Below are 21,637 nucleotides of genomic sequence, written 5' to 3'. Positions count from 1 at the left end.
TCCAGTGGCGCGGCCAAGCGGCTGCGCCTTCCGCGACCACCAGCCCAGGACCGCGCCATGCCCTTCATAGGACTCGCACTTCACTTCCTCGTCGCCATCTTCTTCGCGATCCATGCCATGCGCACGGGACGGCCCATGTACTGGCTGCTGATCCTGTTTTCCTTCCCTATCCTTGGCAGCATCGTGTATTTCGCGGTGGTGTTCCTGCCGCACTCGCGCATCGAGCGCCAGGCGCGCATGGCCGGGCGCTCGATCCAGAAAAGCCTGGACCCGGGCCGGGAAGTGCGCGAGGCGCAGCGCGCCTTCGACCTGACGCCGACCGCGCACAACCAGATGCGACTTGCTGCAGCCCTGCTCGAAGCCGGCCAGACAGCCGAGGCGATGGCCCAGTATGACGCCTGCTTGCAGGGTCCGTTCGCCAGCGACCCGGAGGTGATCCTGGGCGCCGCACGCGCCCGGGCGGCCAACGGCCAGCCGGAAGCGGCAGCCACGCTGCTGGCGCCGCTGCAGGCAAGACATCCGTCCTTTCGTCCGGAAGAGGTCGGCCTGGCGCTTGGACGCGCCTATGCGGCGGCCGGCCGCGAGGCCGACGCCGGTCCCCAGCTTGAACAGACGGTGGAGCGCTTCGGCGGCATCGAGGCGCGGATCGAACTGGCGCTGTGGGCGCACCGCAACGGCGACGCCGTCCTGCTCGAGCGGGAGATGAAGGAAATCGCGCATGCCCGCCGCCACATGAACGCCCACAGCCGCGACCTGCACCGCGCGCTGTTCCAGCAATTGGATGCCGCGCTGGCCCAGCGCTGAGAAAACGGGCGCCGGCGCGCGGAAGCTGGCGACCGGGCGCCCGCTCAGCCGAGGAAGGCCAGGGCGAGCGCCACGTAGGCCGGAATCCCGACCAGGATGTTGATCGGGAAGGTAACGCCCAGCGACATGCCGAAGTAGACCGAAGGGCTGGCCTCGGGGATCGCATAACGCACCACGGCGGGCGCGGCGATGTAGGATGCGCTGGCGGCAAGGATCATCAGGAGCGCCCCGTTGCCGGCCGAGAGGCCGAACAGCAGGGCCAGGCCCAGGGCCAGCGCCGCATGCACCACCGGGGCGCCCACCGCATAGGCCATCAGCCAGGGCGACTGGCCGCGCAGCTTGCCGAGGTTGCGCGCGGTGAGCAGGCCCATGTCGAGCAGGAAGAAGGCCAGCATGCCCTTGAACAGGTCGACGGTGAAGGGAGCCATCGCTGCCTTGCCGGCGTCGCCGCTCAGGAAGCCCACCAGCATCGCGCCCAGCAGCAAGAGCTGGGTGCCGTCCGTGAAGGACTCGTGCAGGATCTTCCCGAGGCGCGCGGGGGCGGGCTGGGGACCGCCCGCCAGCGCCAGCGCGCCGCCGCCCTGCACGGACGCCACCGCCGGCTGGCGCAGGGTGTTCGCCAACAGCACCGCGACCACGATCGCAGGCGACTCCATCAGCGCCATCGCGGCCGCCATGTGGCCGCCGTAGGCGATCTGCTGGTTGTCCAGGTACTGGCTGGCGGTGATGAAGGTGACCGCGCTGACCGAGCCATAGGTGGCCGCCACCGCCGCGGCGTCGAAGGGCGACACCACACGACGCAGCAGCTGGTAGCCGGCCAGCGGGATGCACAGGGCGACCAGCATGGCGCAGCCCAGGCTGGCCACGACCTCGGCGCTGAAACCCGAGTGCGCGAGGGCGAAGCCGCCCTTCAGGCCCAGGGCCATCAAGAGGTAGAGCGAGAGGAAACGCGAGATCTGCTGCGGGATGTCGAGATTGGACTTGAGGCAGCCGGCCAGGATGCCGACCGCGAAGAACAGGATGGCGGGATCGAGAAAATTCTGCATGAGATGACGGTGTGCAATAAGAGCCCGCATCCTAGCCGCATTTGACGATCAAGAAAAATCGATTATTCTGATGGTGTCTATAGAGGTTTATCTATGAATGCCACTTTTCGCCAACTGCGCCTGTTCCTCTCCTTCACCGAGCACATGAGCGTGACCGCGACCGCGCGCGCCTGCCACGTCACCCAGCCGACCGTGTCCATGCAGCTCAGGGAACTGGCGGAAGCGGTGGGGATGCCGCTGTACGAGCAGATCGGCAAGCGCATGCATCTCACCGCCGCCGGCGAAGCGCTGGCGCGCACAGCGCGCGCCATGGTGGACGAATGGAGCGCCTTCGAGCAGGAAATGGACGCCATGAAGGGCCTGGCGCGCGGACGCCTGCGCCTGGCGGTGGTGAGCACCGCGAAGTACTTCGTGCCGCGCCTGCTGGGCAGCTTCTGCGCCAGCCATCCCGACATCGAGATCGCGCTGGAGGTCCTGAACCGCGACGGCGTGGTGGGCCGGCTGCGTGAAAACCGCGACGACCTGTACATCATGTCCATCCCTCCGGACGACCTGGAGCTGGAGCGCCACGCCTTCCTGCCCAATCCACTGGAAGTGGTGGCCGCCGCCTCGCACCCGCTGGCGCGCGAAAAGCGCATCGCGCTCGAGCGGCTGGCGCCGCTGCGCTTCATCCTGCGCGAGCGTGGCTCGGGCACGCGCCTGGCCTGCGACCGCCACTTCCGCGAGCTCGGTTTCACCCCAGACGTGCGGCTCGAGCTGGGCAGCACCGAAGCGATCAAGCAGGCGGTGGCGGCGGGCATGGGCCTGTCGGTGGTGTCGCGCCACGCGCTGCCCGCCCATCCCGAGGACGAGCAGCTCGCGGTGCTGGATGTCGAAGGCTTCCCGGTGCAATCGAGCTGGTGGACGCTGTACCCCAAGGGCAAGCGCCTGTCGCCGATCGCCGCGGTGTTCCTCGAACACCTGCAAAGCACGGCGCGCGAATGGCAGCGCGCCTGAGCGGATCGCCTTAGCGTGCGGCGACCGCCTGCCCTGCTCCCGGCGCGTCCCAGCCGCCGCCCAGGGCGCGGATCAGGGCCACGGTGGTGACGGCGCGGTTGCCGCGCAACTGCACCGCGCTGCGCTCCACCAGGGCCAGGTTGCGCTGGGCGTCCAGCAGCTCCAGGTAGCTGGAACGGCCGGCGTCGTAGAGCTTCTGCGCCAGGTCGGCCGAGCGGCGCGCCGACACCAGGGCGGCGTCGATCTGCTCGCCCTGCCCCGCCAGGATGCGCAGGCCGGCCAGGTTGTCCTCGACTTCGGCGAAGGCGTTCAGCACGCTCTGGCGATAGATGCCCACCGATTCCTCGAGCGCGGCTTCGCTGCGGATCACGTTGTTGCGGTTGCGGCCACCGTCGATCAAGGGCATCGACAGCAAGGCGCCGGCCACCCACGAGCGGCTGCTCCACTTGAATACCTCGGCGAAGCTGCCGGCCACGCCGCCGCCGGCAGCGTTCAGGCTCAAGGCCGGGAACATGGCGCCGCGCGCCACGCCGATGCGGGCGTTGGAGGCTTCCATCGTGCGCTGGGCCGCGACGATGTCGGGACGGCGCTCCAGCAGCGAGGACGGCATGCCGGCCGGGATGGTCGGCATCAGGGCGCCGTCCAGCAGCGGGCTCGGGCCGGCCACGTAGTTGGCCGCCGGCTTACCCAGCAGCACCGCGAGCTGGTGCTCGGTGGTGGCGCGCTGGCGCTGCAGGCCGATGGCTTCGGCGCGCGCGTTCGACAGCTCCGTGCGGGCACGGGACAGGTCGAACTCGCCGATGTCGCCCAGGTCGAAGCGGCGCTGGGTAAGCTTCACGCTTTCCTCGCGCAGGCGCACGGTCTCGCCTACGGTATCCAGCTCGGCATCGAGGGCGCGCAGGCGGAAGTAGGTCTGCGCGACGTCGGCCTGGAGCGAGAGCAGCACCGAGCGGTAATTCGCTTCGGTGGCCGCCGCGTCGCCGCGGGCGGCCGAGACGCCGGCCGACAGGCGGCCGAACAGGTCGATCTCCCAGCTCGCCGTGAGGCTGGCGTTGTAGCTGGTCTGGCCAGGGGTCGGCGTGCCTTCCGGCAGCTTCGCTTCCAGCGGCGAAGGGCGCGCACGCTGGGCGTCGACGCCCACGCCCACCTGGGGCAGGCGGTCGGCGTTGGCGATGCCGGCGATCGCCCGGGCCTGCTTGACGCGGGCGGCGGCCACCGACAGGTTGGCGTTGTTGGCAGTCGCTTCCTCGATCAGGGCGGTCAGCGCCTGATCGTTAAAGGCCAGCCACCATTGGCCGCGCGGCTGCTGCTCGGCCGGCTGGGCCGGCTTCCAGCGCGAGCCCTCCGGACCGGCGACTTCCGAGGTCGCGCTTGGGGCCTGCGACTCGCGGAAGGCGGTCGGGGTCTCGATCTGCGGCTGCTTGAAGGCCGGCGTCACGCAGCCGGCGAGCAGCAGCGCGGCCAGTACGGGAGAGAGGTGCGAGATCAGCTTCGGTGTCATTTCATGGCTCCATGCAGGTCGTGCGCCAGCTGGCCGCGCCCCGGTTTTTCAAAGCGCTTGGCCAGCATGCGCAGCAGCACGTAGAACAGCGGGGTCAGGAACAGGCCGAAGAAGGTCACCCCCAGCATGCCCGAGAACACCGCGATACCGATGGCGTGGCGCATTTCGGCGCCGGCGCCGCTCGAGAACACCAGCGGGACCACGCCGGCGATGAAGGCGATCGAGGTCATCAGGATCGGACGCAGACGCAGACGGCAGGCCTCCAGCGCCGCGTCGATCACGCTGCGGCCGTGGTCTTCGAGCTCGCGCGCGAATTCCACGATCAGGATCGCGTTCTTCGAGGCCAGGCCGACCAGCACGAACAGGGCGATCTGGGTGAAGATGTTGTTGTCGCCACCCGAGAGCTTCACGCCGATCAGGGCGCACAGGATGGACATCGGCACGATCAGAATCACCGACAGCGGTAGGGTCCAGCTTTCGTACTGGGCGGCCAGCACCAGGAACACCAGCAGCACGCACAGCGGGAACACGTAGATCATGGTGTTACCGGCCAGGATGTCCTGGTAGGTCAGCTCGGTCCATTCGTAGCTGATCCCCTTGGGCAGCACTTCGGCGGCGATGCGCTCCATCGCGGCCTGGGCCTGGCCCGAGGACACGCCGGGGGCGGCGTTGCCGTTCAGCTCAGCAGCCACGTAGTTGTTGTAGCGCTGCACGCGGTCCGGCCCGTAGCTGTCGCCGATCTTCATGATGCTCGAGAGCGGGATCATCTCGCCCTTGTCGTTGCGCACCTTGAGCTGCTCGATCTGCTCGCGCTGCGAACGGAAGGGAGCGTCGGCCTGCACGCGCACCTGGTAGGTGCGGCCGAACTGGTTGAAGTCGTTCACGTAGACCGAACCCAGGTTGATCTGCAAGGTCTGGTTGATCTCGGCCAGCGGAATGCCGAGCTGCTTGGCCTTCACGCGGTCGATGTCGGCGAACAGCTGCGGCACGTTGATCTGGTAGCCGCTGAACACCCCGCGCAGCTCGGGCGTCTTGGACGCCTTCTCCTGCATCGCCTTGACCGCGTGGTAGAGCTCATCGTAGCCGAGGTTGGCGCGGTCCTCGATCATCATCTTGAAGCCGCCGGTGGTGCCCAGGCCGCTCACCGGGGGCGGCGGCAGCACCAGGATGAAGGCGTCCTGCACCGACTTCATGCGCTTGTTCAGCTCCGCCGCGATCGCCTCTGCGCTCTGCTCCTTGCCCGTGCGCTTGTCGAAGGACTCGAGCGAGGCGAACACGATGCCGGCGTTGGGCGCGTTGGTGAAGCCGTTAATCGACAGGCCTGGGAAGGCGACCGCCGACTTCACGCCCGGCACGGTGCGCGCGATCTCGGACATCTTGCGGACCACCTCGGTGGTGCGGTCGAGCGAGGCGGCGTCGGGCAGCTGGGCGAAGCCGATCAGGTAGCTCTTGTCCTGGGGCGGCACGAAGCCGGCCGGCACCGCCTTGAACATGAACACGCTCGCCAGCGCCAGCAGCGCATAGACCACCAGCGCCGCGCTCTTGCGGCGTAGGACGGTGGTCACGCCGCCCTCGTACTTGCGCGAGGCGCGGCCGAAGAAGCGGTTGAAGGCAGCGAAGAAGCCGCCGAACACGCGGTCGATGGCGCGCGTCAGGCGGTCCTTGGGCGCGCCATGCGGCTTGAGCAGGGCCGCCGACAGGGCCGGGGCCAGGGTCAGCGAGGCGAAGGCCGAGATCACGGTCGAGATCGCGATGGTGAGCGCGAACTGGCGGTAGAACTGGCCGGTCAGACCGGAGACGAAGGCGATCGGCACGAACACCGCGCACAGCACCAGGGCGATGGCGATGATCGGTCCCGAGACTTCCTTCATGGCCTGGATGGTCGCGTCATGCGGCGACAGCCCGCCCTCGATGTTGCGCTCGACGTTCTCGACCACGACGATGGCGTCGTCGACCACGATGCCGATCGCCAGCACCAGTCCGAACAGCGACAGGGTGTTGATCGAGAAGCCGAAGGCCAGCATGACGGCGAAGGTGCCCACCACCGAGACCGGCACCGCCAGCAGCGGAATGATGGAGGCGCGCCAGTTCTGCAGGAACAGGATGACCACGATCGCCACCAGCACCACCGCTTCGAGCAGGGTGTGGATCACGGAATTGATCGACTCGCGCACGAACTGGGTGGGGTCGTACTCGATGCGGTACTCCACGCCCTCGGGGAAGTCCTTGGCCACGTCTTCCATGGTGGCGCGCACGTCGGCCGCCAGTTGCAGGGCATTGGCGTTGGGCGCCTCCTTGATCGGCAGGCCCACCGCCGGGCGGTTGTCCAGCAGGGCGTTCAGCGCGTAGGAGCTGGAGCCCAGCTCGATGCGCGCCACGTCTTTGAGCAGGGTGACCGCGCCGTCGGCGCCTGACTTGACGACGATGTTGCCGAAGTCTTCCTCGGTCTTGAGGCGCCCCTGGCTGTTGACGCTGAGCTGGAAGTCGGCGCCCTTGGCCGGGCCCTGCCCGACCACGCCGGCCGCCACCTGCACGTTCTGCTCGCGGATGGCGCGCACGATGTCGCTGGCGTTGAGCTGGCGCGCCGCGACCTTTTGCGGATCGAGCCAGACCCGCATGGCGTAGTCGCCCGAGCCGAACAGCACGACTTCACCCATGCCCGGCAGACGCGCCAGGCGGTCCTTGACGTTCAGCACCGCGTAGTTGCGAAGGTAGAGGTCGTCGTAGCGGCCGTCCGGGGAGATCAGGTGCACCACCATGGTCAGGGTTGGCGAGGTCTTGAGGGTGGTGACGCCGATCTGGCGCACTTCCTCCGGCAGGCGCGGCAGGGCGCGCTGGACCCGGTTCTGCACCGCGGTCTCGGCCTGCTCGACATTGGTGCCGATCTTGAAGGTGGCGGTCAGCAGCAGCGCCCCGTCCGAGGTGTTCTGCGAGGTCATGTAGAGCAGGTTCTCGACGCCGTTGATCTCCTGCTCCAGGGGAGTGGCCACGGTTTCGGCGATCACCTTGGGATTGGCGCCGGGGTACTGGGCGCGCACGACCACCGAAGGCGGCTGCACGTTCGGGTATTCGGACACCGGCAGGGCGAAGATCGCCACCACGCCGGCCACGAACACCAGCACCGAGAGCACGGCGGCGAAGATCGGCTTGTCGACAAAGAAGCGCGGGAAGTTCATGGCTTCACCCCTTCTCGCCGGTGGCCGTCATCGGCACCACGGTGGGGGCGACGTTCACGCCGGGGCGGATGCGCTGCAGGCCGCTGACGACCACCATGTCGCCGGCGCGGAGGCCTTCGCGCACCACGCGCAGGCCGTCCACCGCCGGGCCGAGCACCACCGGGCGGCGCTCGGGCGCGCCATCCTTCTTGACCACGTAAACGAACTTGTGGCTCTGGTCGGTGCCGACCGCGCGGTCGCTCACCAGCAGCGTGGCCCGGGCCTGGCCGCCGCCCACGCGCACGCGGGCGAACAGGCCGGGGGCCAGGCTGCCGTCGCGGTTGGCCAGCAGGGCGCGCAGGCGCACGCTGCCGCTGCGGGTGTCGAGCTGATTGTCGACGAATTCGAGCTTGCCCTCGTGCGGGAAGCCGTCCTCGCCCGCCAGGCCGACCTGCACCGTCACCGGATCCTTGCCGGCACGGCGCGCCACCCGCAGGTAGGTCGCCTCGTCGCCTTCGAAGCTGGCGTAGATGCGCTCCAGCGAAACCACCGAAGTGAGCACGTTGGAGGCGTCGACCAGGTTGCCCACCGTGAGTTCGTCCTTGCCCACGCGGCCGTCGATCGGCGAGCGCACCTCGGTGAAGGAGAGGTTCAGGCGCGCCGCTTCGGCCTGGGCGGCGGCCGCGCGGGCGCTGGCGTCCAGCTCCTTCCAGGAGGCGCTGCGCTCGTCGAATTCGCGCTGGGCGATGGCCTTGTCGGCCAACAGCTTGCCGGCGCGCTCGAGCTCGAGTTTGGCCAGGTCGGCGCGGGCGCGCGCGGCCGCCGCCAGGGCGCCGCTGCGGTCGGCCTCGGCCCGGAAGGGGCGCGGGTCGATCTGGACCAGCAACTGGCCCTTGCGCACCAGCGCGCCGGGCTTGAAGTGGACCGCGGCGATGTAGCCGGCGACGCGCGCGCGGATCTGCACGCGCTCGATGGCTTCCAGGCGTCCGGAGAATTCCTGGGTCTCGGCGACCGGGCGTTCGAGCACGGCGGCGACCGAGACCTGGGGCGCTGCCGGCGCCGCCGGAGTCTGGGCGCCGTTGGCCGAGCAGGCCGACAGCACGGCGGCCACGGCGGCCGCGAGGGCGGACGCGCGCAGCGCCGCGGTATAGGGAGGAGAAATCATGTTGGTACTCGCTTTCTGTGACACCGGGCCTCGCGCGAGGCGTCCGGCTGGCCTGCCTGACAGGGGCGACGGAGCCGGCGCAGGCGAACCGGCCCCGCCGCCTTCAGGCCAGGCTGGTGTGGATATCGATGTTTCCGTGCAGCGCCTTCGAGTACGCGCACATCGTGTGCGCCTCGTCGGCCAGCATGTGGGCGACGTCGGCGTCGAGGCCCGGCAGCGCGACCCGGAAACGCGCCTGCAGGCGGTAACCGGCGCTGGCGGTGAGGCCGAGGTCGATCTCGACGTCGACCGCGGCCTCGCGCGGCAGGGCCAGGTGCGCCCTGCGCGCAAGGGTTCCCATCACGCCGAGATAGCAGGCGCCCCAGCCGGCCGCCAGCAGTTGCTCGGGGTTGGTGCCGGGTCCGGCGGAGGCGAAATGCGCCAGCGGGACGTCGAGGCGGCCGTCGTCGCTGCGCGCCGCACCGTCGCGGCCTCCGGTGATGCGGGCCTTGCCCGTGTAGAGCACTTGTTCGATCCGGCTCATGGTCTTTCCTTCAAGTGGTTCAATCGGCGATTTAACTCCGCACCGATTAGATCGGATCCGATATAGATTACCTGAACCACCGTCCGCGTCAACCGATTTTTTTGCGGGCGGGACAGCCAACCCTGCTGATAGCCACTTGAAATCCCTTTGAAAACAGCATGATACGCATCATCGTCAAGAATTTCGTTTGGCTTTCGTGGACGCCGCATCAAAAGAAATTAGATCGCATCCGCTTGACTTTGCAGCGCTTCCTGCCTAGACTTCGGGCAAATTAGATCGCATCCGCTTTAATATCCACCCATCTTCAAGGAGCCGTCATGGACCGCCGTTTGTACATCCTGGCCGCTGGCATGTTCGCCATCGGGACCGATAGTTTCGTCGTGGCGGGGATCCTGCCGCAGGTCGCCGATTCGCTCGGCGTGTCGATCGCGCTGGCCGGCCAGATGGTCACCCTGTTCGCGCTCAGCTACGCCCTGCTCTCCCCCACCTTCGCCGCCCTGCTTGCGCACTGGCCGCGCAAGCGCCTGCTGCTGACCGGCATGGCGATTTTCATCGCCGGCAACGTCATGACGGCCCTGGCCCCCGACATCGGCTGGGTACTGGCCAGCCGCGTGATCGCGGGCATCGGCGCCGCCATGTTCAGCCCGACCGCGACCGCCACCGCCGCTTCCCTGGTTGCCCCGGAACGGCGCGCCGCGGCGCTGGCGATCGTGGTCGCCGGCCTGTCCGGCGCCACCGCGCTCGGCGCGCCGCTCGGCACCCTGATCGGCGGACTGGGCGACTGGCGCGCCACCATGTGGTTCGTCAGCGCGCTGGGCGTGCTGGCCAGCCTGGCGGTCTCGATCACCCTGCCGGAAATCGCGCCGCCGCCCGCCGCCACCCTGCGCCAGCGCCTGGCGCCGTTGAATGACGGCCGCATCGCGCTGACCCTGCTCACCACCCTGGCGGCCTACGCCGGCGCCTTCTCGGTGTACACCTACATCGGCGTGGTATTCGACCGCGCCACCGCCGGCAATCCCCAGCTGCTGGCCGCCCTGCTGCTGGCCTGGGGCGTCGCTGCCTTCCTCGGCAACCTGATCGCGGGCAAGCTGACCGACCGCTACGGCAGCCGCCGCATCATCCATGCGGCCCTGCTGGTCGGCGCCGTAAACTTCGCGCTCATGCCCTGGACCTCGGCCAGCGCCTGGACCGCGCTGCCCGCGGCCGTGCTGTGGGCACTGTGCGGCTGGGGCCTGCTGGTGCCCCAGCAGCACCGCCTGATCTCGCTGGCGCCGGCGTCCGCACCGCTGCTGATGGGCCTGAACTCGGCCGCGCTGTATGTCGGCGTGTCGGCGGCGGGCGTGCTCGGGGCGGCCGGCGTGGCGCTGATCGGCGCGCACTACATCGGCCTGCTGGCCGGCGCGCTGTTCCTGCTCGCCTTCGGCATCGCCCGCCTTGCCGACCAGCGCATCGCGGCGGCGGCGGCGGCCGCGGCCCCGGTCGCCCAGCGGGCTTGAGGAATCTTGTAAGCAAGGAAAATCGGAATGGATGCAATCGCGTTCGATATATAATCGTTTGCACCCTTCCGCGCACCCAAGGAGAACCCAGATGAAGGCGAACAAGCGCGCCCCGCAGGACGCTCCCGGAACCAAGAAACTGGCCGACTACCTGTGTTTTTCGATCTACTCGGCCAACCTGGCGCTCAACAAGGCCTACAAGCCCATCCTCGACAAGCTCGGCCTGACCTACACCCAGTACCTGGTGGTCATCGCGCTGTCGGAGGAAGACGACCAGACCGTCAGCAGCCTGGGCGAGAAGCTGTTCCTCGAGTCCAATACGCTGACGCCCATCCTCAAGAAGCTCGAAACCATGGGTTATGTGCGGCGCCGCCGCGATCCCGAGGACGAGCGCCAGGTGCGTATCGGCCTGACCGAGGCCGGCCGCCGACTACGCCAGGAGGCCAGTCCCAAGAGCGTGCTCGCCGACACCAAGCTGACCCCGGAAGAACTGCCGGTGGTGCAGCAGGCCATCGCCCGGGTCCGCGACAACGTGCTCGCGGCCGTGCGCGAGCGCGCCAAGGACGACTAAGCCTTCCACTTCCTTGTTTCCTATTGTGTCCGGCGCCCCTGCCGGACACATTCCTCCTCTGCGCCGACACCAGGCGCGCATCTTCCGGATACATGAGACTGGCCTGATACGGGAACCGGCCTTCGCGCCCGTTTCCGGAGTCTCGCCATGTCCTTCGTTCGCCTCGCCCTTGCGCTCGTCGCCGGCCTGCCGGCCGCCGTCGCCCATGCCGCCGACCACGCCGCGCCGGCGCGGCTGCTGCACGTCACGCCGCACACCCGCCATCTCAGCGTCACCGAGGGCGAGACCGTCAGCATCCGTGTCGGCGGCGCCACCTACACCCGCCTGATCGCCGCCCCGCGAGGGGTGCGCGCCTTCAGCCTCTCTGAGCTGGTGCCGGCCGCCATCGCGCTGGGCGAGATCCGGGTGCTGGTCGCGCCCGCGCGCCGCCAGGCCGGCGCATGACGCCTTCTTCCCCGCGCACGGCGGCTTTGTTTCCGCATGTTGCGGGCCGGGGCGACGGATACAAAAGCGAGCGTCCCGCCGGGTGTACCGGAAATAAGGGGGATATACGCGCTTCCTAGACTGCTCCCATCACGCCACTCGTGATGCAGGGCCAACCTGCCACAACAAACACACGCCACTTCAAAGGACAAGCATGAACCTCATCAAGAGCGCCGCCCTGATCGCGGCCCTGGCCGCCCCGGCCCTCGCCTCGGCACTGCCGTACACCGTCACCAAGGGCGCGAAGAACGTCGTGCTGGTGCACGGCGCCTACGTGGACGCCTCGTCGACCTGGCGCCAGATCCACGACCGCCTGTGGATCGAAGGCTACAACGTGACCGTGGTCCAGCAGACCAACGACACCCTGGACGAGAACGTCGCCGCCACCCGCGCCGCGATCGAAGCCCAGGACGGCCCGGTGGTGCTGGTCGGCCACGACATCGGCGGCGTAGTGGTCTCGATCGCCGGCACCGCTGAGAAGGTCAAGTCGCTGGTCTACGTGGCGGCCCTGCAGCCGGCGACCGGCGAAAGCGCGGCCCAGCTGCTGGCCTCCAAGCCCGCGCTGCACAACGACCTGCGCGTCACCGCCGACGGCCGCCAGTCGATCGTCCCGGCCAAGTTCCCCGAGGTGTATGCCGGCGACATCCCGCCGAACCGCACCAACTTCCTGAAGGTCGCGCAGAACGGCGTGTCGCCGGCCAGCCTGAACACCCCGGCCTGGGATTCGGCATGGCGCAGCAAGCCGAGCTACGCCATCGTCGCCACCCAGGACAAGGTGATCAATCCGGAACTGCAGCGCTGGATGTACCAGCGCGCCGGCTCCAAGATCGTCGAGATCCAGTCCAGCCACGCGCTGAACCTGGCCAAGCCCGAGGAAGTCGCGGCCGTGATCGTGAAGGCCGCGCAGGAAGTGAAGTAAACGGCGCCGGCATGTGTCGCCATGTGTCCGCAGCGCCGGATGACACGAAGTACGCGCTTTGACGCCGCAAGCCGACATCGGCCCGATACATGCCCTGCCTAGACTGAAGTACAAGGTGCCGGATGACCGGCACCCGGCGCCGGCCGAGACCGGCATTCATCCCCTGTTTGGAAGGAGTCACCCATGAAGCAAACCACCGCCTGCCTGGCAGCCGCACTGGCCCTGGCCACCGTGTTCGCCGGCACCGCGACCGCGGCGCCCGCCAAGAAGGCAATGGAGAAATGCTACGGCGTTTCGAAGGCCGGCCAGAACGACTGCGCCGCCGGTCCGGGCACCTCGTGCGCCGGCAGTTCGACCAAGGACTACCAGGGCAATGCCTGGACCCTGGTCGAAAAAGGCACCTGCACCAGCATCAAGACCCCGAAGGGCTTCGGCTCGCTGACGGAAAAGAAGGCCTGATCCACCCGCCAGCGCCGCGTTTCACCCGGCGTCCCTGAACGCCGGTTTCATTCACCGCAATCCAAGGAAGATTACTCATGAACCTCTCGCTGACTTCGCGCGCCGGACTGGCCGGCGCCGCCGCCCTGCTCGCCCTTTCGACCATCGGCATGCAGGCGACCGCCCACGCCGCCGCAAAGGAACAGCCGACCCGCTGCTACGGCGCCAACACCTGCAAGGGCACCAGCGTCTGCGCCACCTCCAAGCATGACTGCAAGGGCCTGAACGAATGCAAGGGCCAGGGCGTCATCGTCAAGACCCCGACCGAGTGCAAGAAGCTCGGCGGCTCGCTGACCGAAAAGGCCTAAGCCCCTGCGCCCGCCGCCATCGCGCGGCGGGCCTCGTCCAGACCCACGCGAAGGACCACCATGCCACTCCTGCCTCCACCTGCTCCGTTCCAGGGCTACGGCCTCGGACTGCGCCGCGAGCACTACCGGGATTTCCTCGAGACCGAGGTCGACGTCGATTTCGTCGAGGTCATCTCCGAGAACTTCATGGTCGACGGCGGGCGCCCGCGCGACACCCTGCGCCGCGTGCGCGAGCGCTACCCGGTGGTGCTGCACGGCGTGTCCATGTCGATCGGATCGGCGAGCGGCCTGCGCCAGGACTACCTGCGCCGCCTCAAGGCCCTGGTTGACGAGATCGAACCGCTGTTCGTGTCCGACCACCTGAGCTGGTCGCGCATCGACGGCTTCAACTCCCACGATCTGCTGCCCCTTCCCTACACCGAGGAAGCGCTGGCCATCGTGTGCGCCAACATCCACGCAGCCCAGGAAGCCCTCGGCCGCAGCATGCTGTTCGAGAACCCCTCGAGCTACCTGAGCTTCGCCGGCGCCGACATGACCGAATGGGAATTCATCGCCGAAATGGCGCGCCGCACCGGCTGCGGCCTGCTGCTGGACGTGAACAACGTCTACGTCAGCGCGGTCAACCACGGCTTCGATCCCGCGGACTTCCTGGCCGGCATTCCGGCGCAGCAGGTGCGCCAGATCCACCTGGCCGGCCACAGCCAGGGCGACGGCCTGCTGGTCGACACCCACGACAGCTCGGTGATCGACGGCGTCTGGGACCTGTACGCCCAGGCCCGCGTGCTGTGCGGGCCGGTCGCCACCATGATCGAGCGCGACGACCACATCCCCGCCCTGCCGGAACTGCTGGCCGAACTCGATACCGCGCGCCACATCGGCGCGGGAGTGCTGGCATGAAGCTCGCCGAACTCCAGCAGGACTTCCGCCTCTGGCTGGTGAGCGGCGAAGAGCAGCTCGGCCTGCGCCTGCCCGGCGCCCACGCGGCCGGCCTGGCGGTCTACCAGAACAACTACCGCGCCCAGCTGGTCGGCTGCCTGGAAGTCAGCTATCCGCACCTGCACAGCTTCCTCGGCGCGGAGGCCTTCCTGCACGCGGCAGTGGCCCACATCAAACGCCATCCGCCCCATGCCTGGACCCTGGACGCCTATGCCGACGGCTTCGAAGCCACCCTGGTCGAGGTCTTCCCCGCCAACCCCGACGTCCACGAGCTGGCCTGGATCGAACATGCGCTGGGCGCCGCCTTCATCGCGCCCGACGCCCCGCCCCTCTCGGTGGCGGACTTCGCCAACGTGGACTGGGACACGGCGCGCCTGCATTTCACGCCCAGCCTGATGCTGCGCCGGGTCAGCACCAACGCCGCGGAAGTCTGGCGCTCGCTCGACGCCGGCGTGCCCTGCGACGGCGCCATGCTGCCCGAAGCGGCCGCCGTGATGGTCTGGCGGCGCGATCTTGAATCGTCCCTGCGCGTGCTCGAGCCGCTCGAACAGGAGGCGCTCGAGGACATGCGCCGGCACGGCAGCTTCGCCGCCCTGTGCGCCTGGCTGGTGGCGCGCCTGGGCGACGAGCAGGGCATCGCCACCGCCGGCGCACTGCTGGCCGGCTGGATCGACGCCGGGCTGGTCACCGGCCTGGACACCGTTCCCGACATTTACTGAAAGATCACCATGCGCTTCCCGTTCTCGCGCCGCCGCTTCTTCGGCGGCGCCGCCACCCTGCTCGCCAGCCCGCTGCTGGGCAGCATCCCTGCTTCCGCCGCCCCGACCGCCAAGTCCGCGCGCCGCCCCGCCACGGGCGCGCTGGCGCTGCGCCAGGTCGCCACCGAGGTCCTCGATATCGGCTACTACGCCACCGGACCGCAAACCGGCCGGCCGGTGGTGCTAGTCCACGACCTGAACTACGACATCCACAGCTATGCCGAGCTGGCGAAGCTGTTGGCGAGGAAGGGCCACCACGTCATGGTGCCCTTCCTGCGCGGCCACGGCAGCACCCGGTTCAAGGAAGAAGCCACCCCGCGCTCGGCCCAGCTGGGCGCGCTCGGCAAGGACCTGATCGACTTCATCGACGCCCTGCACTTCCCGGAAGCCGTATTCGTCGGCTTCGGCTGGGGCGCCCAGGCCGCCTACGCCGCCAGCGTCGCGCGCCCGACCCGGGTAATCGGCGTGGTCATGGCCGGCAATGGCCGCGTCGACGAGGCCAGCCTGTGGCACCAGTTCTACTTCCACACCGAGGATGGCAGGGCCGAGCTGGAAGCCAACCGCGGCGACATCGCGCGCACCATCTGGAAGAAGAATTCGCCCAAGGCCAGGTTCGACGAAGCCAGGTTCGCGCGCGTGCTGCCCAGCTTCGCCAATCCCGACCATGTCGCCATCCTTACCCACGCCTACCGCCACCGCAAGGACGGCCAGGGGGGCGATCCGCGCTACGACGCCATCGAGCAGCGCCTGGCGGCCGGCGCGCCGGTGGCCGTGCCGGCCATCACCCTGCAGGGCGGCGCCAGCGGTGTGATGCCGCTGGCCAAGGCCCTGAACTTCAGCGCCGCCCACAGCCACCGCGAACTGCCCGGCGTCGGCCACGATCTGGCGGTCGAAGCCCCGGCCGCGCTGGCGGCGGCGGCGGAAGAACTGGTCGCGAAGGGCAAATGGCGCACCTGACCAACACCAACCAAGAAGGAGACCACACCATGACCGACAAGACCAACAGCAGCGGCGCGCTCGACGTGCTGCACGTCTCGACCTACACCCACGGCATCATCGGCCCCAGCCAGCCCATGGTCGGGCCGCTCGCCGACGGCGGCCGCATCGTCGCAGGCACCCCGCCCGGCTGCTGGGGCCCGATGATCACGCCCGCCTTCCAGGGCGGCCACGAAGTGACCCAGCCGATCGCCATCGAAGGCGCCGAGGTGGGCGACGCGGTCGCGATCCGGATCGAGCGCATGCGCGTGACCTCGATCGCCACTTCGTCCGGCGTGATGCAGTTCGTCGACGGCCGCTACAAGGGCGATCCCTTCGTCGCCAAGTTTTGCAACGCCTGCGGGACCGAACACCCGGTCAGCCACATCGAGGGCATCGGCGAGCACGCGGTACGCTGCAGCCATTGCGGCGCCGAGGTCAACGCCTTCCGCTTCAGCCACGGCTATGTGATCGTGTTCGACCAGGACAGCCAGATGAGCCTGACAGTGAACCAGGAAGTCGCGGACCGCCTGGCCGGCAAGGCCGGGCTGATGTCCGCCCTGCCCGAGGCGGCCCAGCAGCACTCGATCCTGGCGCTGGCGCGGGCCGACATCCCCGGCGTGGCCGCGCCCATGCGTCCCTTCCTCGGCAATATCGGCACCACGCCCGCGCGCGACCTGCCGGACTCGCACAACTGCGCCGACTTCGGCCAGCACCTGGTGGGCGCGCCGCACCGCTACGGCATGAGCAAGGAGGAGCTGGACGCGGCCCGCACCGACGGCCACATGGACACCAACTCCGTGCGCGAAGGCGCGATCCTGATCTGCCCGGTGAAGGTGCCCGGCGCCGGCGTCTACCTGGGCGACATGCATGCCCAGCAGGGCAATGGCGAGATCGCCGGCCATGCCACCGACGTCAGCGGCGAGACCGAACTGAGCGTGGAGGTGATCAAGGGCCTGGCCATCGACGGCCCGATCCTGCTGCAGAACCTGGACGACCTGCCGCCGCTGGCGCGCCCGCTCACCCCCGAACAGCGCCGCCAGGTGCAGGCGCTGGGCGAGCGCTGGGGCCAGCGCGAGATCGAGGAAACCGGCCCGATCACCTTCATCGGCAGCGGCCCGGACCTGAACGCCGCCGTGCGCAACGGCCTGGCGCGCGCCGCCGCCGTGACCGGCCTGCCCTACGACGAAGTGCTCAACCGCGCCACCATCAACGGCTCGATCGACATCAGCCGCCTGCCCGGCACCGTGCGCGTCACCTTCCTGTGTCCCATGCCCGTGCTCGACCGCATCGGCATCGGCCACCTGGTGCGCCAGAAATACCAACTCTGAGGAACCCACCATGCAGTTCAATTACCAAGCGCTGACCACCTCCGCCCAGCGCGCCCTGCCTCCCGCGCTGCTGCTGCTGCTGGCCCGCCTGTCGGTGGCCACCGTCTTCTGGCGCTCGGGCCGCACCAAGGTCGAGGGCCTGTTGACCCTGAAGGACTCGACCTACCAGCTGTTCGAGTACGAGTACAACCTGCCCCTGCTGCCGCCCGACCTGGCGGCCCAGTTGGCGACCCTGGGCGAGCACCTGTTCCCGGTGCTGCTGGTGGCGGGCCTGGCGACCCGGCTGTCGGCCCTGGGCCTGCTGGGGATGACCGCCGTGATCCAGTTCTTCGTCTACCCGGACGCCTGGCCGGTCCACCTGGGCTGGGTCGCCCTGCTGCTGCCGCTGGTGGCGCGCGGCGGGGGCGCGCTCTCGCTCGACCATCTGCTGCACGCCGGCGCCACCCAGCCGGTCAACGCGCGCCGCGCCTGAGCGGCGCCTTCAAGAAAGGAAGGACAGCATGAACAAGAGCGGACTGTGGATGGCCGGCTGGATCGCCGCCGCCTGCATCGTCCTGCCGGCGCAGGCCGCCGGCCAGGACGTGTGCGCGGACGGCGCCTGCAGCCGGGCAGGCGTATCGCGCAACGCCATCGTCGATGCCCTGCGCTCGCTGCCGGCGCCCGCCCAGGCCCAGGTGTCGCGGGTGCCTGCGCAGCGGCCCGCCGGAGAGCAGCGCCTGGCGCGCGACCCGTGGGCCGAGCACCTCGCGGGGCCGGCCGGACAGGAAGACTATTCCTGCTTCCTGAGCGTGGGCGTGGGCGGCGAGTTCGCGCGCAACGGCTTCTTCGCCACCCGGGTGCTGGGCCAGACCCTGGTCCTGGGCGGCAAGGAGAAGGAAGAGAAGCGGCCTTGAGCCGCCCGGCGCCTAGCCGCCGGGCGCGCTGGTGAAGGTCAGGCGATTCCCGAAAGGGTCCTTGACCGACATCTCGCGCGCGCCCCAGGGCGTATCGTCGACCTGGGGCCGCGCGTAGCCGTAATTTTTGCCCGCCAGCTCGGCCTGCAGGGCGTCGACGTCGGCGCTGTCGATGCGGATCGCCGCCCCGGGGCAGCAGTCGCCATGATGCTCGCTCAGGTGCAGCACGCACCCGCCGCGCGCGACCTGCAGGTAGAGCGGCAGGCCGGGCTCGAAGCGGTGCTCCCATTCGACCGCGAAGCCCAGGAAATCGACGTAGAATTCGCGCGCCTTGCGTTCGTCGAAGATGCGCAGGATCGGTACCACCGGGCCAAGCTTCATCGCGGGTCTCCTCAACGCGGCGCGTCGGCCTGGTAGCTCAGGCCGATCTGGCGCCGGATTTCGTCCATCACGCCCATCAGGGCGAGCGTTTCTTCCAGGGTCATGGCCGGGCTCTCGGTCAGGCCGGCGCGCCAGCAGCGCTGGGCCTCGATCACCTCGTGCACGTAGCCGTTGCCGAGATAGGGCGTGTCGATGGTGCGGGTGCCGCCATCCTCGAGCGTGACGGTGACCGAACGGGCGCGGTGGAACATGGTGTTCATGCGCACGTGCCCGCGCTCGCCCGACACGGTCAGCTCACAGGGCGTGCGCGCCTGGAAGGAGCAGCTGCACACCGAGATGCCGCCGCCCGCGTGCTTGAGCGTGAAGCCGGTCTGCACATCCACGCCAGTAGGGCCCATCTCGGCCTGGGCCTTGATCTCGGCCACCGGGCCCAGCAGGGCCGCCGCGATCGAGAGCGGGTAGATGCCGAGGTCGAGCAGCGCGCCGCCGCCCAGCTCGGGGTTGAACACGCGGTGCTCGGGGCCGAAGCTGGCCGTGAAACCGAAGTCGGCCACCACCTGGTGCACCTTGCCGATCTCGCCCGAGTCGACGATGCGCTTGGTCTCGAGGAAGGCCGGCAGGTAGCGCGTCCACATCGCCTCCATCATGAACAGCTTGCGCGAGCGCGCCAGCGTGATCATCTGCTCGGCTTCGCGCAGGTTCATCGCGAAGGGCTTCTCGCACAGCACGCCCTTGCCGGCGCGCAGGGCCATCAGGGCGTTCTCGGCGTGCTGGGGGTGGGGCGTGCCCACGTAGACCAGGTCGATGCCCTCGGCCTGGGCCAGGGCTTCATAGGAGCCGTAGGCGGCGTCGGCGCCGAACTCCTGGCCAAAGGCCTGGGCCTTGTCGAGGCTGCGCGAGGCGACGGCGGCCAGCCGCGCGTCCGGCACGTCCTTCAGTGCGTTGGCGAAGGCGCGGGCGATCTTGCCCGTGCCGAGGATGCCCCAGCGTACTGGTTCAGGCATGGCTTGCTCCTTGTCGGTCCGCCCGCCGGGGGCGGAATACGGTGGTGTCGAGATAAAAACCGGCGTCCTGTTCCGGCCACCAGCCGGGCAGGCCCAGCACGGGCAGCGGGGTGAAGGCGGAGGTGTTCAGGCCTTCGCGCTCGAGGCGCTCGGCCACGTGGCCGTCCAGCCAGGCGCGCTGGGCGCCGGGCTCCAGCGCCAGCACCTCGGCGTCCGCGAAGACCACCAGGGTGTGGGCGGTGATCGCCTTGCGCGGCGCGACCAGCTTTTCCATCAGCGCGTGGCCGAACAGCCATGCTTGCGCATCCCGGCCGAACATGGCGCGCCGCTCGAACAGGGCTTCCAGCCAGCGATGGCCGCGCAGGGCCTCCACCAGCGCCCGCCCCTGCTCATGGTCGCGCACCAGCAGCAGGGCCGCGTTCTCGTCGAAGATGGTGGCGGCGTCGCGCGCCGGACCGCGCGACTTGCCGATGCCGGCCTGGGCGATCTGGGCCGCCTGCAGGGCGTTCAGGGCGCGCTTGATGCGCGGAAAGGTCTGCCACACCAAGCCGTTGAAGAAGTCGTGCAGGTTGTCGCGCGTGGGCACCTGGCCGGTGGCGCCGATGAACTCCTCGTAGGCGCGGCCCTCGGGCAGCGCGGCCTGGGGCACGAAGCGGAGCAGCAGGCCCGCATCGTTGCGCAGCGCGAGCGCGGCGGCGTTGCGGTTGAAGGCCTCGAGGAAGCTGTCTCCCTCGATCTCCAGCCGCTCGAAGGCCGGGCGCACCGCGTCGTACCACGGACGCGCCCAGTCGATCTGCGCCAGCATGGCGCGCTTAGACCATCTTCCAGGAGATGGTTTCGCCCGCGTTCAGCGGCACCAGATCGTGCTCGCCGAAGGGCACGGACTCGGGCAGGGTCCAGGACTCGCGCTTGAGCGTGATCGTGCCCTCGTTGCGCGGCAGACCGTAGAAGGCCGGGCCGTTCAGGCTCGCGAAGGCTTCCAGCTTGTCCAGCGCGCCGGCCTGGGCGAAGGCTTCGGTGTACATCTCCATCGCATGCAAGGCGGTGTAGCAGCCGGCGCAGCCGCAGGCCGCGTACTTGGTGTGGACCGCGTGCGGGGCCGAGTCGGTGCCGAGGAAGAAACGCTCGTCGCCGCTGGTGGCCGCGGTCACCAGGGCCAGTCGGTGTTCCTCGCGCTTGAGCACCGGCAGGCAGTAGAAGTGCGGGCGGATGCCGCCGCGGAAGATCTCGTTGCGGTTGTACAGCAGGTGGTGGGCGGTGATGGTGGCGGCGATCGGGCCTTCGGCCTCGGCCACGTACTGGGCCGCGTCCTTGGTGGTGATGTGCTCGAACACGACGTTCAGGGCCGGCAGGTCGCGGCGCAGCGGGCGCATCACGCGCTCGATGAACACCGCCTCGCGGTCGAACAGGTCGATCTCGTTGTCGGTCACTTCGCCGTGCACCAGCAGGGGCATGCCCACTTCCTGCATCACTTCCAGGGTCTTGTAGCACTTCTTGAGATTGGTGACGCCGGCCGCCGAGTTGGTGGTGGCGCCCGCCGGGTAGAGCTTGACCGCGTGGATGAAGCCGGTGTCCTGGGCGCGGCGGATCTCGTCCGGATCGGTGTTGTCGGTCAGGTAGAGGGTCATCAAGGGCTCGAAGGCCACCCCGTCCGGCAGCGCGGCCAGGATGCGCTCGCGGTAGGCCAGGGCCGCGGCCGCGGTGGTGACCGGCGGCTTCAGGTTGGGCATGACGATCGCGCGGGCGAACTGGCGCGCGCTGTGCGGCAGGACGGCGGCCATGGCGGCGCCGTCGCGCAGGTGCAGGTGCCAGTCGTCGGGGCGGGTGATGGTGATGGTGTCAGGGGTGGCGATGGTGGACATGGCGGCTCTCGGATTGCGAATGCCGACATTTT

Annotated in this window: 23 protein-coding genes; 14 read left to right on the top strand and 9 right to left on the bottom strand. The window is 69.1% G+C overall.

Annotated features, from left to right (window positions below; genetic code table 11):
- The first annotated feature begins 57 nt into the window (after positions 1–57).
- The gene (locus B0920_RS15025) at positions 58–804 is read left to right on the top strand and encodes a tetratricopeptide repeat protein (RefSeq protein WP_078033475.1); all 747 of its coding nucleotides are present in this window, start codon (positions 58–60) and stop codon (positions 802–804) included.
- A 44-nt stretch (positions 805–848) separates the two neighbouring features.
- Here B0920_RS15025 and B0920_RS15020 read toward each other — a convergent pair whose 3' ends face one another.
- Entirely contained in the window at positions 849–1,850 is a 1,002-nt protein-coding gene (locus B0920_RS15020) for a sodium-dependent bicarbonate transport family permease (protein WP_078033474.1), read from the bottom strand.
- A gap of 93 nt (positions 1,851–1,943) precedes the next feature.
- Here B0920_RS15020 and B0920_RS15015 point away from each other — a divergent pair, with 93 nt between their 5' ends.
- Positions 1,944–2,846, top strand: a complete 903-nt coding sequence (locus tag B0920_RS15015) for a LysR family transcriptional regulator (RefSeq protein WP_078033473.1) — start codon at positions 1,944–1,946, stop codon at positions 2,844–2,846.
- Between the two features lie 10 nt (positions 2,847–2,856).
- On the opposite strand, the gene B0920_RS15010 is transcribed toward B0920_RS15015, so the two are convergent.
- The 4 genes from B0920_RS15010 to B0920_RS14995 form a co-directional block, all read right to left on the bottom strand.
- Positions 2,857–4,347 carry an efflux transporter outer membrane subunit gene (locus B0920_RS15010; protein WP_078033472.1) on the bottom strand — a complete coding sequence of 497 codons (1,491 nt, stop codon included), beginning with the start codon at positions 4,345–4,347 and terminating at the stop codon, positions 2,857–2,859.
- Entirely contained in the window at positions 4,344–7,523 is a 3,180-nt protein-coding gene (locus B0920_RS15005; RefSeq protein WP_078033471.1) for an efflux RND transporter permease subunit, read from the bottom strand. Before B0920_RS15005 ends, B0920_RS15010 begins: the two co-directional genes overlap by 4 nt.
- Positions 7,524–7,527: 4 nt before the next feature.
- Complete coding sequence (locus B0920_RS15000; RefSeq protein ID WP_078033470.1) at positions 7,528–8,667, bottom strand: efflux RND transporter periplasmic adaptor subunit; 1,140 nt, start codon at positions 8,665–8,667, stop codon at positions 7,528–7,530.
- A gap of 103 nt (positions 8,668–8,770) precedes the next feature.
- A complete protein-coding gene (locus B0920_RS14995; protein ID WP_078033469.1) occupies positions 8,771–9,190 on the bottom strand; it encodes an Ohr family peroxiredoxin in 420 nt (139 codons plus the stop codon).
- 317 nt (positions 9,191–9,507) lie between these two features.
- On the opposite strand from B0920_RS14995, the gene B0920_RS14990 reads away from it, so the two are divergent.
- The 12 genes from B0920_RS14990 to B0920_RS14935 all read left to right on the top strand — a co-directional run bounded on the left by B0920_RS14990 (position 9,508) and on the right by B0920_RS14935 (position 18,358).
- Positions 9,508–10,686 (top strand): MFS transporter, encoded by a 1,179-nt coding sequence (locus tag B0920_RS14990; protein ID WP_078033468.1) that lies wholly within the window; start codon positions 9,508–9,510, stop codon positions 10,684–10,686.
- 91 nt (positions 10,687–10,777) lie between these two features.
- The gene (locus tag B0920_RS14985; protein ID WP_078033467.1) at positions 10,778–11,257 is read left to right on the top strand and encodes a MarR family winged helix-turn-helix transcriptional regulator; all 480 of its coding nucleotides are present in this window, start codon (positions 10,778–10,780) and stop codon (positions 11,255–11,257) included.
- Positions 11,258–11,404: 147 nt separating this feature from the next.
- Positions 11,405–11,701: a CzcE family metal-binding protein gene (locus B0920_RS14980; protein ID WP_078033466.1), complete on the top strand. Its 297-nt coding sequence runs from the start codon at positions 11,405–11,407 to the stop codon at positions 11,699–11,701.
- A gap of 193 nt (positions 11,702–11,894) precedes the next feature.
- Positions 11,895–12,659 (top strand): alpha/beta fold hydrolase, encoded by a 765-nt coding sequence (locus tag B0920_RS14975; RefSeq protein WP_078033465.1) that lies wholly within the window; start codon positions 11,895–11,897, stop codon positions 12,657–12,659.
- Positions 12,660–12,842: 183 nt separating this feature from the next.
- Positions 12,843–13,118: a DUF2282 domain-containing protein gene (locus tag B0920_RS14970; RefSeq protein ID WP_078033464.1), complete on the top strand. Its 276-nt coding sequence runs from the start codon at positions 12,843–12,845 to the stop codon at positions 13,116–13,118.
- A gap of 77 nt (positions 13,119–13,195) precedes the next feature.
- Positions 13,196–13,465, top strand: coding sequence for a hypothetical protein (locus B0920_RS14965; RefSeq protein ID WP_078033463.1), 270 nt, complete (start codon positions 13,196–13,198; stop codon positions 13,463–13,465).
- 60 nt (positions 13,466–13,525) lie between these two features.
- Positions 13,526–14,362 (top strand): DUF692 domain-containing protein, encoded by an 837-nt coding sequence (locus tag B0920_RS14960; protein ID WP_078033462.1) that lies wholly within the window; start codon positions 13,526–13,528, stop codon positions 14,360–14,362.
- Positions 14,359–15,120, top strand: coding sequence for a DNA-binding domain-containing protein (locus B0920_RS14955; RefSeq protein ID WP_078033461.1), 762 nt, complete (start codon positions 14,359–14,361; stop codon positions 15,118–15,120). The genes B0920_RS14960 and B0920_RS14955 overlap by 4 nt, the downstream gene beginning before the upstream one ends.
- A gap of 9 nt (positions 15,121–15,129) precedes the next feature.
- Positions 15,130–16,116 carry an alpha/beta fold hydrolase gene (locus tag B0920_RS14950; protein ID WP_078033460.1) on the top strand — a complete coding sequence of 329 codons (987 nt, stop codon included), beginning with the start codon at positions 15,130–15,132 and terminating at the stop codon, positions 16,114–16,116.
- Between the two features lie 29 nt (positions 16,117–16,145).
- The gene (locus B0920_RS14945; protein WP_078034431.1) at positions 16,146–17,465 is read left to right on the top strand and encodes an acetamidase/formamidase family protein; all 1,320 of its coding nucleotides are present in this window, start codon (positions 16,146–16,148) and stop codon (positions 17,463–17,465) included.
- A gap of 10 nt (positions 17,466–17,475) precedes the next feature.
- A complete protein-coding gene (locus B0920_RS14940; protein WP_078033459.1) occupies positions 17,476–17,937 on the top strand; it encodes a DoxX family protein in 462 nt (153 codons plus the stop codon).
- A 28-nt stretch (positions 17,938–17,965) separates the two neighbouring features.
- Positions 17,966–18,358, top strand: a complete 393-nt coding sequence (locus B0920_RS14935; protein WP_078033458.1) for a hypothetical protein — start codon at positions 17,966–17,968, stop codon at positions 18,356–18,358.
- Positions 18,359–18,370: 12 nt separating this feature from the next.
- Here B0920_RS14935 and B0920_RS14930 read toward each other — a convergent pair whose 3' ends face one another.
- Genes B0920_RS14930 through pyrC form a run of 4 tightly spaced genes read right to left on the bottom strand, consistent with a single transcriptional unit; the run spans position 18,371 to position 21,605 of the window.
- Positions 18,371–18,739, bottom strand: coding sequence for a glyoxalase superfamily protein (locus B0920_RS14930; RefSeq protein WP_078033457.1), 369 nt, complete (start codon positions 18,737–18,739; stop codon positions 18,371–18,373).
- A gap of 11 nt (positions 18,740–18,750) precedes the next feature.
- Positions 18,751–19,743, bottom strand: a complete 993-nt coding sequence (locus tag B0920_RS14925) for a Gfo/Idh/MocA family protein (protein WP_078033456.1) — start codon at positions 19,741–19,743, stop codon at positions 18,751–18,753.
- Entirely contained in the window at positions 19,736–20,548 is an 813-nt protein-coding gene (locus B0920_RS14920) for a DUF3025 domain-containing protein (protein WP_078033455.1), read from the bottom strand. The genes B0920_RS14925 and B0920_RS14920 overlap by 8 nt, the downstream gene beginning before the upstream one ends.
- Positions 20,549–20,555: 7 nt before the next feature.
- Positions 20,556–21,605 (bottom strand): dihydroorotase, encoded by a 1,050-nt coding sequence (gene pyrC / locus B0920_RS14915; protein WP_078033454.1) that lies wholly within the window; start codon positions 21,603–21,605, stop codon positions 20,556–20,558.
- Positions 21,606–21,637: the final 32 nt, after the last annotated feature.

The organism is Massilia sp. KIM (genome assembly GCF_002007115.1).
In the GTDB taxonomy this organism is placed as follows: domain Bacteria; phylum Pseudomonadota; class Gammaproteobacteria; order Burkholderiales; family Burkholderiaceae_D; genus Telluria.
This window is presented reverse-complemented; position numbering and strand designations above follow the sequence as displayed.

Coding starts and splice junctions, on each gene's coding strand:
- B0920_RS15025 (WP_078033475.1), top strand. CDS start 58: ATGCCCTTCATAGGACTCGCACTTCACTTCCTCGTCGCCATCTTCTTC.
- B0920_RS15020 (WP_078033474.1), bottom strand. CDS start 1,850: ATGCAGAATTTTCTCGATCCCGCCATCCTGTTCTTCGCGGTCGGCATC.
- B0920_RS15015 (WP_078033473.1), top strand. CDS start 1,944: ATGAATGCCACTTTTCGCCAACTGCGCCTGTTCCTCTCCTTCACCGAG.
- B0920_RS15010 (WP_078033472.1), bottom strand. CDS start 4,347: ATGACACCGAAGCTGATCTCGCACCTCTCTCCCGTACTGGCCGCGCTG.
- B0920_RS15005 (WP_078033471.1), bottom strand. CDS start 7,523: ATGAACTTCCCGCGCTTCTTTGTCGACAAGCCGATCTTCGCCGCCGTG.
- B0920_RS15000 (WP_078033470.1), bottom strand. CDS start 8,667: ATGATTTCTCCTCCCTATACCGCGGCGCTGCGCGCGTCCGCCCTCGCG.
- B0920_RS14995 (WP_078033469.1), bottom strand. CDS start 9,190: ATGAGCCGGATCGAACAAGTGCTCTACACGGGCAAGGCCCGCATCACC.
- B0920_RS14990 (WP_078033468.1), top strand. CDS start 9,508: ATGGACCGCCGTTTGTACATCCTGGCCGCTGGCATGTTCGCCATCGGG.
- B0920_RS14985 (WP_078033467.1), top strand. CDS start 10,778: ATGAAGGCGAACAAGCGCGCCCCGCAGGACGCTCCCGGAACCAAGAAA.
- B0920_RS14980 (WP_078033466.1), top strand. CDS start 11,405: ATGTCCTTCGTTCGCCTCGCCCTTGCGCTCGTCGCCGGCCTGCCGGCC.
- B0920_RS14975 (WP_078033465.1), top strand. CDS start 11,895: ATGAACCTCATCAAGAGCGCCGCCCTGATCGCGGCCCTGGCCGCCCCG.
- B0920_RS14970 (WP_078033464.1), top strand. CDS start 12,843: ATGAAGCAAACCACCGCCTGCCTGGCAGCCGCACTGGCCCTGGCCACC.
- B0920_RS14965 (WP_078033463.1), top strand. CDS start 13,196: ATGAACCTCTCGCTGACTTCGCGCGCCGGACTGGCCGGCGCCGCCGCC.
- B0920_RS14960 (WP_078033462.1), top strand. CDS start 13,526: ATGCCACTCCTGCCTCCACCTGCTCCGTTCCAGGGCTACGGCCTCGGA.
- B0920_RS14955 (WP_078033461.1), top strand. CDS start 14,359: ATGAAGCTCGCCGAACTCCAGCAGGACTTCCGCCTCTGGCTGGTGAGC.
- B0920_RS14950 (WP_078033460.1), top strand. CDS start 15,130: ATGCGCTTCCCGTTCTCGCGCCGCCGCTTCTTCGGCGGCGCCGCCACC.
- B0920_RS14945 (WP_078034431.1), top strand. CDS start 16,146: ATGACCGACAAGACCAACAGCAGCGGCGCGCTCGACGTGCTGCACGTC.
- B0920_RS14940 (WP_078033459.1), top strand. CDS start 17,476: ATGCAGTTCAATTACCAAGCGCTGACCACCTCCGCCCAGCGCGCCCTG.
- B0920_RS14935 (WP_078033458.1), top strand. CDS start 17,966: ATGAACAAGAGCGGACTGTGGATGGCCGGCTGGATCGCCGCCGCCTGC.
- B0920_RS14930 (WP_078033457.1), bottom strand. CDS start 18,739: ATGAAGCTTGGCCCGGTGGTACCGATCCTGCGCATCTTCGACGAACGC.
- B0920_RS14925 (WP_078033456.1), bottom strand. CDS start 19,743: ATGCCTGAACCAGTACGCTGGGGCATCCTCGGCACGGGCAAGATCGCC.
- B0920_RS14920 (WP_078033455.1), bottom strand. CDS start 20,548: ATGCTGGCGCAGATCGACTGGGCGCGTCCGTGGTACGACGCGGTGCGC.
- pyrC (WP_078033454.1), bottom strand. CDS start 21,605: ATGTCCACCATCGCCACCCCTGACACCATCACCATCACCCGCCCCGAC.